Genomic DNA, 8,078 nt, shown 5'->3' with positions numbered 1-8,078 from the left:
GGACTTGATCCTCAAGTCGGCGGTTTGAGGATCAATTCAGCACGCTCGATGCGTGGGGTCAGCGGCCGCCCGCGGGCTTCTCCGGGTACTCGGCGGGCCGCTTGCCCAGCTCGACGGCGAGCTCGTGGCGTCCCGCGAGGATGTCGGCCCGCTCCTCGTCGCGCTGGCGCAGGGCGTCGGCCTGCAGGTCGGGCGACAGGTGGTCCCAGTAGAGGGTGCCGTCCAGGTGCTGCGCCTCGTGGATGAAGGCGCGGGCCAGGAACCCGCGGCCCGACAGCTGCACGGGGCCGCCGTGCTGGTCGACGCCCCGCACGGTGGCGGCGCCGGGCCGCTCCAGCGGCTCGTACGCGCCGGGCACGGACAGGCACCCCTCGTCCTCGGTCTCGGGGTCGGCGTCCGCGTCCATCTCGAGGACCGGGTTGACCACGTGCCCCACGTGCCGGTCCCCGCGCTCGTCCGTGACGTCGTACACGAACAGCCGCAGCCCGACGCCGACCTGCGGCGCCGCCAGCCCCACGCCCTCGGCGTTCTCCATCGTGGCGAACATGTCGTCGATCAGGCGCGCGAGCTCCGGGGTGGAGAACTCCTCGACCGTCGCCGCCGGCGCGTGCAGCACGGGCTCGCCGATCTCGGTGATCCGCAGCACGCGGCCGCGCGCCGCCTCCGGCGCCTGGGCCGGGTACGGGTCGGCCGGCTCCCCCAGCAGGTACGTGGTGGGCCGACGTCGACCGAAGCTCCAAGCCATGGGACAGAGCCTAGGCGAGGGCGGCGGGGCCGGGCCGCGCTCCGACCGGTGGCGGCCCGTGCCCGACCGGCGAGCACCCGGCGTCCGCGACACCCTGGCAGTGCCGTCGTCGCCCCGAGGAGGTGCCCGTGACCCGCTCCCCCGACCGCCCCGGCGCCGACCGCTGGGTACCCGACGGCGCGGCGCGCCGCGACGTCGACGCGCTCACGCGGGCGGCGCACGCGTGCCGGGGGTGCGAGCTCTGGCACGACGCCACGCAGGTCGTGTTCTCCACCGGGCCGCCCGACGCCGACCTCGCGCTGGTGGGCGAGCAGCCCGGCGACCGCGAGGACCGGGAGGGCGAGCCGTTCGTCGGCCCCGCGGGCCGGGTCCTCGAGGACGCGCTCGAGACCGCCGGCCTGGAGGCCGCGTCGGTCTACCTCACCAACGCCGTCAAGCACTTCCGGCACGTCGAGCGACCGGAACGCGGCAAGCGCCGGCTGCACAAGACGCCCGACGTCGCGCACGTGCGCGCGTGCCTGCCCTGGCTGGAGGCCGAGCTGGCCGCCGTGCGGCCGCGCGTCGTCGTCGCCCTCGGCGCGACCGCCGCCCGCGCCGTGCTGGGCGCCCCCGCGCGCATCGGGGAGCTGCGGGGCCGGCTGCTCGACGCCCCGGAAGGCGGCGCCCTCCCCGGCGCTCCCGTCGTCGTGACCACCCACCCGTCCGCCCTGCTGCGGCTGCGCGACCGCGCCGGCTGGGACGACGCCTTCGCCGCGCTCGTGGCGGACCTCGGTACCGCGGCACGGGCCGCCCGCGCAGCCTGACCTCGGGGGTCCCCCGGAGCCGCGTCATACCCCAGGGGGACCCGTGCCCAGGAGGAATCCGCTCGTGGTCCGACGCGGCCGGCGGCCCGCCGCGGGCACCGTAGGTGTCATGACACCTCTGCTGAGCGCGCGTGGCCTGACGATGCAGTACCCCGGCGGGGTCACGCCCGCCCTGGACGGCGTGGACCTCGACATCGCCGCCGGCGAGTCGGTGGCGATCATGGGCGCGTCCGGCTCCGGCAAGACGACGCTGCTGCACTGCCTCGCGGGCATCCTGCGGCCGACCGCCGGGTCGGTCACCTTCGCGTCGGGGCAGGGGCCGGTGCGGGTCGAGTCGCTGGACGACGCGGCCCGGTCGCGGCTGCGGCGCGAGGAGCTCGGCTTCGTGTTCCAGCAGGGTCTGCTGCTCGACGAGCTCACGGCGCTCGAGAACGTGGCCGTGGCCCGGATGCTCGGCGGGGTGCCGCGCGGCCAGGCCGAGGCGGAGGCCGCGCAGTGGCTGCAGTACCTGGGCCTCACGGGCCTGGAGCAGCGGCGCCTCGGCGAGCTGTCGGGCGGCCAGGCGCAGCGCGTCGCGATCGCCCGCGCCCAGGTGACGGGCGCCCGGCTGATCTTCGCCGACGAGCCCACCGGCGCCCTGGACTCCGCCACGTCCGTCGAGGTGCTCGACCTGCTGCTCTCCGCCACCGCGCAGGGCCGCACGCTCGTCGTCGTCACGCACGACGCCGACGTCGCGCGCCGCTGCGCCCGCACCGTCGTCCTGCGCGACGGCCGCGTCGTCTCGGACACGGCGGCCCCGTCCGCCCCGGCCGCCGCCGAGGTGTCGCGATGACCGCCACCGCCCCGGCACCCGCGCCGGCCGCCGTGCCGGGCGCGCGACCGGCCGGAGCCCTCGCGACGGCCGTCCACCTCGCCCCGCTCTTCCGGCGTCGGCGCGACGGCGACCGCCTGGCCACCGCGCTGCCCGTGGCGAGCTTCGCCGTGGTCACGGCCCTGCTGCTCGTGGTGCTGGGCGGTGCGCAGGCATTCTTCGGCTGGGACGACGAGCTCGCCTCCACCTACGAGACGCTCGCCGTCATCGCGGTCGTGCTGCTCCTCGTGCCCCTGGCGACGGTGGGCGCGTCCGCCGCCCGCCTCGCCGCCCGACGGCGCGACGAGCGGCTGGCGTCCCTGCGCCTGCTCGGCGCGACCACCGGCACGATCACCGCGCTCACCGTGCTCGAGGCGGCGGTGACGGCGCTGGCCGGGGCCGTCCTCGGCGTCGTGCTCTACGCGGTCCTCGCCCCGCTGGTCGGTCTGCTGCACTTCCGCGGCGAGGCGCTCGGCGCGCAGATGTGGGTGCCCTGGTGGTGGCTGCCGCTCGCCGTGCTCGGCGTCGCGCTGCTCGCCGCCGCGAGCGCCGTCGTCGGCCTGCGCGCCGTCGTCGTGACGCCGCTGGGCGTGCGCACCCGGCAGAAGCCGGGCACCGCGCACTGGGTGCGCGTCGTGATCGCCGTCGGCGTGCTCGTCGTCGGCCTGGGGCTCATGCAGATGCTGGACGTGCTCGGCGAGATGGGCGGCATCGTCGCGATCGTCGGGACGCTCGCGGCGATCTTCGGCGGCATGCTGCTCGCCCTCGACGCCCTGGGCCCGTGGTTCGTCCGCGTGCGGGCGCGGCGCCAGGCGCGCAAGGCGCAGACCGTGCCGCGGGTGCTCGCCGCGCGCATGATCCTCGAGGACCCCAAGGCGGCGTGGCGCCAGGTGAGCGGCGTGGCGATGACCAGCTTCGTCGGCGTCTTCGGCGCGGTCGGCCTCGCCATGACCAGCATGACCTCGACCGACGGGATGGATGCGAGCGAGCGGTGGCTCCTGCAGGACATCTCGACCGGCGTCCTCGTCACCGTGGCGGTGTCGTTCCTCATGGTCGCGTGCTCGGTGGGCATCAACCAGGCCGCCTCGACGCTCGACCGGGCCGCCGTGCACGTCTCGCTCGACCGGCTCGGCGTCCCGCGCGAGGTGATGGGCGAGGCCTCCCGGCGCGCCGTGATGTCGGCCCTGTGGATGGTGGCCGGCGGCTCGGCGCTCTGCGCGGCCGTGCTGCTGTTCCCGCTGGTCGGGATGGCGATCTTCGTCCAGCCCGTCGCGATCGTCACCGCGCTGGCCGTCTTCGCGCTCGGGTTCCTCGCCGTCCGCGGTGCGGCCGCGCTCAGCGCCCGCCTCGTGCCGGGGATCCTCGCCCGGCCCGAGCGCGCGCTCTGACGTCGCGGGTCAGGCGGCGGAGCCGTCGGTCTTCTTCCCGGTCTCCCGCTCCCAGGCGTCGAGCTGCTGGGTGAGCGCCCGCGCCAGCTCGAACACCTGCTGCGGCGGGATGCGTACCCGGGAGACCACCTTGCCCGGCACCACGCGGCCGGTGACCGCCCCGGTGTCGGGGTCGGTCACCGGCTGCGGCGGCTTGGTGGCCGCGACGAAGTCGATGACGAACGAGGTCGACGTGTGCCACAGCGACGCGAAGTCCGCCGGGACCCCTCCCTCGAGCTCGGCGGGGACGTCGATCTTGAACTTCACCTCGTTGTTCGCCATGGCCCCCACTGTCGTCCCCCTGCGGCCCGGTCGCCAACAGCCCGGCGACGGGCGCGCCGCGGCGGCCGCGCGACGAGCAGCGCCCACACCACGAGCCCCACGACGAGGGCCCAGAAGGCGGACCCGACGCCGAGCACCACGAGAGGGCTGGCCGCCGTGAGGAACGTGGCCGTCGCGGCGACCCGGTGCGACTCGTCGCGGAGGGCGGCCGCCAGGGCGGAGCCGAGGGTGGTGAGCAGCGCGAGCCCGGCGACCGTCTCGAACACCCCGGCCGGGGACGCCGCGACGAGCGCCGTGACCAGCGGCGACAGGACGGCGAGCACGAGGTAGGCCCACCCGGCGCTCTGCGTCGCGACCCAGCGACGCGGGGGGTCGGGGTGCGCCTCGGCCGATGCCGGCAGCGCCGCCGTGATGGCGGCCAGGTTGACCGCGTGGCCGCCCGCGAACGCCCCCACCATCGTTCCGGCCCCGGTGACCAGCAGCGTCTCGCGCCAGGGGACGGCGTAGCCGAAGGAGGCCAGGACGCTGACCCCGGGCACGTTCTGCGACGCCATCGTCACGACGTACAGCGGGAGGGCGATGCCCACGACGGCGGGCAACGTGAGCTCGGGCGTCGTCAGCACGAGGCCCGGCGGCCGGAGCCCGAGGGTGGTGTCCCCCGCGGCCGCCGCCGCCAGGACGAGGACGACGGCGAGCCCGAAGGCGACGGGCGTGGCCCACCGCGGCGCCAGGCGTGCGAGGACGAGCCACACGACGATCACCGGCCCGACGAGCAGCGGCGCGGTCGTGACGGCGACCAGCGGCTCCAGGCACAGCGAGAGGAGCACCCCCGCGAGCATGGCCTGGGCCACGGGCACGGGGATGGCCGCGACGAGCCGCCCGAGCGCGGGCCACGCCGCGGTGAGCCCGATCAGGGCGCCGCACACGACGAACGCCCCGACGGCGGCGGGCCACCCGCCGGCGACCCCGCCCGCGCCTGCGAGGACGGCTGCGCCGGGCGTCGACCATGCCAGGGTCAGGGGCGCGCGGTGGCGGCGGCTGAGCCAGATCATCCCGAGCCCCTGGACGACGCACAGCACGAGGAGGCCGGACGCCGCCTGCGCCGGCGTGGCACCGACCGCCCGCAGCCCCGTGACGACGACCGCGAACGAGCTGGTGAAGCCGACGAGGGCGGCGACGATCCCGACACCGACCGGCTGCGCGAGCGAGCGTTCCACGAACGGAACGGTAGGCCCGACCCGCCGCGTTCCGCAAACAGAACGCTAGGATGACGCCGTGCGATCCGCCGAGCTCTCCGCGCTCATCGGCGAGCGCCTCACCTCCGCCCGCGCCGTCCGGGGGCTCTCCCTCGGGGCCCTCGCTCGCGCCGCCGGGATCGGCAAGGGCTCGCTGTCGGAGATCGAGGGCGGGTCGCGCAACCCGAACCTCGCCACCCTCTACGCCCTCGCCGGCGCCCTCGACGTCCCGATGTCGTGGCTGCTCGCCGAACGCGCGGGGGCCGAGGTGTCCTCCCCCGGCATCCACACCCGGCTGCTGGCCGCCACGCAGGAGGACGAGGTCACGGTGGAGGTCTTCGCCCTGCGGCTCGACCCCGGCCCGATGCACCGCTCGGAGGCGCACGGAGCCCACGTGACCGAGCACCTGCTGGTCACCCGCGGCCGGGCCGAGGTCGGCCCCCTCGACGCCGCCGTCGAGCTCGGCGTCGGCGAGTCCCTGCAGTGGACCGCCGGCTCCCGGCACGGGTACCGCGCGCTGGGCGGGGCGCCGGCCGAGGCGGTGCTCACGATGTGGTGGCGTCGCACCAAGCAGGACTAGTCAGACAGATCCCCTTCGACCGACCGGCTCCCGGCACCGGCGGTCGGCCCGCTGACCGGCGACTCAGCCCGCCTGGGTGCCGACCAGCGCCAGGGCGAGGATCGTGAGGTCGAGCCACCGGCCGAACGTGGTGCCCACCTCGGGCAGCCGGCCGACGTGGGTGAACCCGAGGGACTCGTGCAGCCGGCCGGACGCGGTGTTCCCGGCCTCCCGGTGACGGGGCGTCACGGCGTCGGGCGCGGCGCCTCGTCGTCGGGGCGGAACCGGTCGAGCTCGGCTCGCGTGAACCCCACCCGCTCCGTCTCCCGCCCCTGCGCCGCGCCCAACGCGTCGGCGAGGTCCTTGGCCGCCTCGAGGCGGTGCCCCCGCCGTCGCCGGTCGCGCGGACCGCCGCCACGGCGGTAGGCGCGCCGCTGCTTCCAGGCGCCCGCGAGCGCGTCGGCCTCCTCCGGGGTGAGGGTGCCGTCGTCGACCTCCGGCGCCATGAGGTCCCGCATGGCCGCCCGCTCCGGTGCGACGGTCACGTGGAAGACGACGAGGACGACGACGATCGCGACGACGACCTGCAGCACGAGGAGCGTGATGACGAGCGGGCCGTTGCCGGCAGCGAGGGCGGAGGTGCTGTCCCACGCCCAGTGCAGCACCATCGCGACCAGGCAGAACAGCAGGCCGCGCCCGACCAGGCGCCGCTGCGCGACGGTGCCCACGAGGTACACCACGCCCGCCCCGAAGATCGCGGAGTACAGGATGTGCGACGTGAAGCCGGTGCCGAGGCGCAGTACCACGGTGTGCAGGCTGGAGCCGACCGGGTCGACGCCGAACCCGTCCGGCGCGGAGTTCAGCGCATAGAGGATGTCCTCGAGGATCTCGAATCCGAGGCCCACGAACGCCCCGACGACGAAGCCGTCGAACGCCGTGCGCAGCACACGCGGGGCGATGAACATGAGCAGCAGGACGCCCGCCCCCTTGCCCCACTCCTCCATGAACGGGGCGGCGAGACCGGCGCCCCAGTCGACGGCGAACGCCGGGTCGACGAGCTTGGCGTACAGGCTGAGCAGCGCCGCGTTGCCGTGCAGCGCGATTGCCCAGGTGGCGGCGAACCCGCCCCAGAGGAAGGCGGCGACGCGCAGGTCCAGTGGCTGACGGGAGTAGCGGTCGATGTGCGTGGTGAACCACCAGAACAGCACGGCGTAGACGCTGAAGATCGCCGCCGAGATGCCCAGGGGCTCCCCGTAGGCGGGTCCCTGGCTGCGCACCTGCGAGACGGTGAACCAGAGGCCGTAGGCGATGACCGCGACGAAGACCCAGAGGCAGGCGTTGCGGGGCTGGACCCACGAGACGCGCTGGCCCCAGCCGACGTCGTCGGCCACCTGCGCGCGCCGGTCGAGCAGCTCCGTGCGGGTCATGAGGCCTCCACCGACGTGACGGGACGGATCGAGCGGATCATCCGGATGATGTCGGCCTCGATCTGGTCGTCGTCCGTCTGATCCGGGCCCGAGGCGACCACCTCCACGCCGGTCCCGTCGAAGACGTACGCCGCGACGAGCCCCGCCCCGCTGGCGAACGTGAACCGTCCGGCGACACCCCGTGCGCCCTGGGAGGTGTGGAACGTCTCCACCTGCCCCATGTCGATGGTGACGCCGTCGCTCAGCCGCTCGTTGTTCTTCTGCAGCTGCGCCATCAGCTCGGCGGGCGTCCCGTCGAAGGTGTCGGAGACGACCGAGAACGTGAAGCCGTCCTTCGACACCTGGGCCGTGTTCGGGAAGCCACCCGACTCCGGCGGGTCCGACGCGAGCACGCCGGAGTCGATGCTCCACCCGGCGGCCGGGTCGAACTCGACCTGGTCGACCCGGATGACGTCACCCGCCCGCGCCGGGTCGTCCACCGGGACCGCCCGGTCCAGGGCGGGCAGTCCCCACACCGCCAGCGCGACCAGCAGGACCACGATCGCCGCCGGCAGCAGCGTCGTGCGGTCCATCCCGAGCCAGCGACGCTCCACCGGCACCCAGTCCGGCGGCACGCTCTGGTGCTCCGGCGCGACTTCCGCTCGCATGGCCCTCCCCGGACGCCACGGACGCCACACCGGCGCCCGGCAGCGCGGAGATCGCGCGGCAGTACGGAAGATCGCACGTTCCGGAGAGAAGCGCGCGGCGAAC

The 8,078-nt window shown here is 75.4% G+C and carries 10 protein-coding genes; 4 read left to right on the top strand and 6 right to left on the bottom strand.

Features of this window, described 5'->3' with window-relative positions; genetic code table 11:
• Positions 1-58 precede the first annotated feature (58 nt).
• Positions 59-745: a peptide deformylase gene (gene def, locus ACFWEK_RS02375; RefSeq protein ID WP_430547005.1), complete on the bottom strand. Its 687-nt coding sequence runs from the start codon at positions 743-745 to the stop codon at positions 59-61.
• Positions 746-873: 128 nt separating this feature from the next.
• On the opposite strand from def, the gene ACFWEK_RS02370 reads away from it, so the two are divergent.
• The 3 genes from ACFWEK_RS02370 (at position 874) to ACFWEK_RS02360 (ending at position 3,786) form a co-directional block, all read left to right on the top strand.
• Positions 874-1,548 carry a UdgX family uracil-DNA binding protein gene (locus ACFWEK_RS02370; RefSeq protein WP_430547006.1) on the top strand — a complete coding sequence of 225 codons (675 nt, stop codon included), beginning with the start codon at positions 874-876 and terminating at the stop codon, positions 1,546-1,548.
• Between the two features lie 109 nt (positions 1,549-1,657).
• Positions 1,658-2,380 (top strand): ABC transporter ATP-binding protein, encoded by a 723-nt coding sequence (locus ACFWEK_RS02365; protein WP_430552956.1) that lies wholly within the window; start codon positions 1,658-1,660, stop codon positions 2,378-2,380.
• The gene (locus tag ACFWEK_RS02360) at positions 2,377-3,786 is read left to right on the top strand and encodes an FtsX-like permease family protein (protein ID WP_430552955.1); all 1,410 of its coding nucleotides are present in this window, start codon (positions 2,377-2,379) and stop codon (positions 3,784-3,786) included. Before ACFWEK_RS02365 ends, ACFWEK_RS02360 begins: the two co-directional genes overlap by 4 nt.
• A gap of 9 nt (positions 3,787-3,795) precedes the next feature.
• Here the strand turns inward: ACFWEK_RS02360 and ACFWEK_RS02355 are convergent, their stop codons facing one another.
• On the bottom strand, positions 3,796-4,107 hold the full coding sequence (locus tag ACFWEK_RS02355; protein WP_430552954.1) for a DUF3467 domain-containing protein: 312 nt from the start codon (positions 4,105-4,107) through the stop codon (positions 3,796-3,798).
• Complete coding sequence (locus ACFWEK_RS02350; RefSeq protein ID WP_430552953.1) at positions 4,089-5,324, bottom strand: benzoate/H(+) symporter BenE family transporter; 1,236 nt, start codon at positions 5,322-5,324, stop codon at positions 4,089-4,091. The genes ACFWEK_RS02355 and ACFWEK_RS02350 overlap by 19 nt, the downstream gene beginning before the upstream one ends.
• 58 nt (positions 5,325-5,382) lie before the next feature.
• Between ACFWEK_RS02350 and ACFWEK_RS02345 the strand changes: the two genes are divergently transcribed.
• Positions 5,383-5,922, top strand: a complete 540-nt coding sequence (locus ACFWEK_RS02345) for a helix-turn-helix domain-containing protein (protein ID WP_430552952.1) — start codon at positions 5,383-5,385, stop codon at positions 5,920-5,922.
• Between the two features lie 63 nt (positions 5,923-5,985).
• On the opposite strand, the gene ACFWEK_RS02340 is transcribed toward ACFWEK_RS02345, so the two are convergent.
• From ACFWEK_RS02340 to ACFWEK_RS02330, 3 genes are read right to left on the bottom strand one after another with little or no spacing between them, the layout of a single operon-like run.
• Positions 5,986-6,150: a GNAT family N-acetyltransferase gene (locus tag ACFWEK_RS02340; protein ID WP_430547011.1), complete on the bottom strand. Its 165-nt coding sequence runs from the start codon at positions 6,148-6,150 to the stop codon at positions 5,986-5,988.
• Complete coding sequence (locus tag ACFWEK_RS02335) at positions 6,147-7,328, bottom strand: PrsW family intramembrane metalloprotease (RefSeq protein ID WP_430547012.1); 1,182 nt, start codon at positions 7,326-7,328, stop codon at positions 6,147-6,149. Before ACFWEK_RS02335 ends, ACFWEK_RS02340 begins: the two co-directional genes overlap by 4 nt.
• On the bottom strand, positions 7,325-7,975 hold the full coding sequence (locus ACFWEK_RS02330; protein WP_430547013.1) for a hypothetical protein: 651 nt from the start codon (positions 7,973-7,975) through the stop codon (positions 7,325-7,327). The genes ACFWEK_RS02335 and ACFWEK_RS02330 overlap by 4 nt, the downstream gene beginning before the upstream one ends.
• Positions 7,976-8,078: the final 103 nt, after the last annotated feature.

Origin of the sequence: Isoptericola sp. NPDC060257 (genome assembly GCF_042726645.1) — a bacterium.
Lineage (GTDB): Bacteria > Actinomycetota > Actinomycetes > Actinomycetales > Cellulomonadaceae > Isoptericola > Isoptericola nanjingensis.
This window is presented reverse-complemented; position numbering and strand designations above follow the sequence as displayed.

Bases quoted from the DNA above. Each gene is read 5' to 3' on its own strand.
- ACFWEK_RS02360 (WP_430552955.1), top strand. From the start codon at position 2,377: ATGACCGCCACCGCCCCGGCACCCGCGCCGGCCGCCGTGCCGGGCGCG.
- def (WP_430547005.1), bottom strand. From the start codon at position 745: ATGGCTTGGAGCTTCGGTCGACGTCGGCCCACCACGTACCTGCTGGGG.
- ACFWEK_RS02365 (WP_430552956.1), top strand. From the start codon at position 1,658: ATGACACCTCTGCTGAGCGCGCGTGGCCTGACGATGCAGTACCCCGGC.
- ACFWEK_RS02335 (WP_430547012.1), bottom strand. From the start codon at position 7,328: ATGACCCGCACGGAGCTGCTCGACCGGCGCGCGCAGGTGGCCGACGAC.
- ACFWEK_RS02355 (WP_430552954.1), bottom strand. From the start codon at position 4,107: ATGGCGAACAACGAGGTGAAGTTCAAGATCGACGTCCCCGCCGAGCTC.
- ACFWEK_RS02330 (WP_430547013.1), bottom strand. From the start codon at position 7,975: ATGCGAGCGGAAGTCGCGCCGGAGCACCAGAGCGTGCCGCCGGACTGG.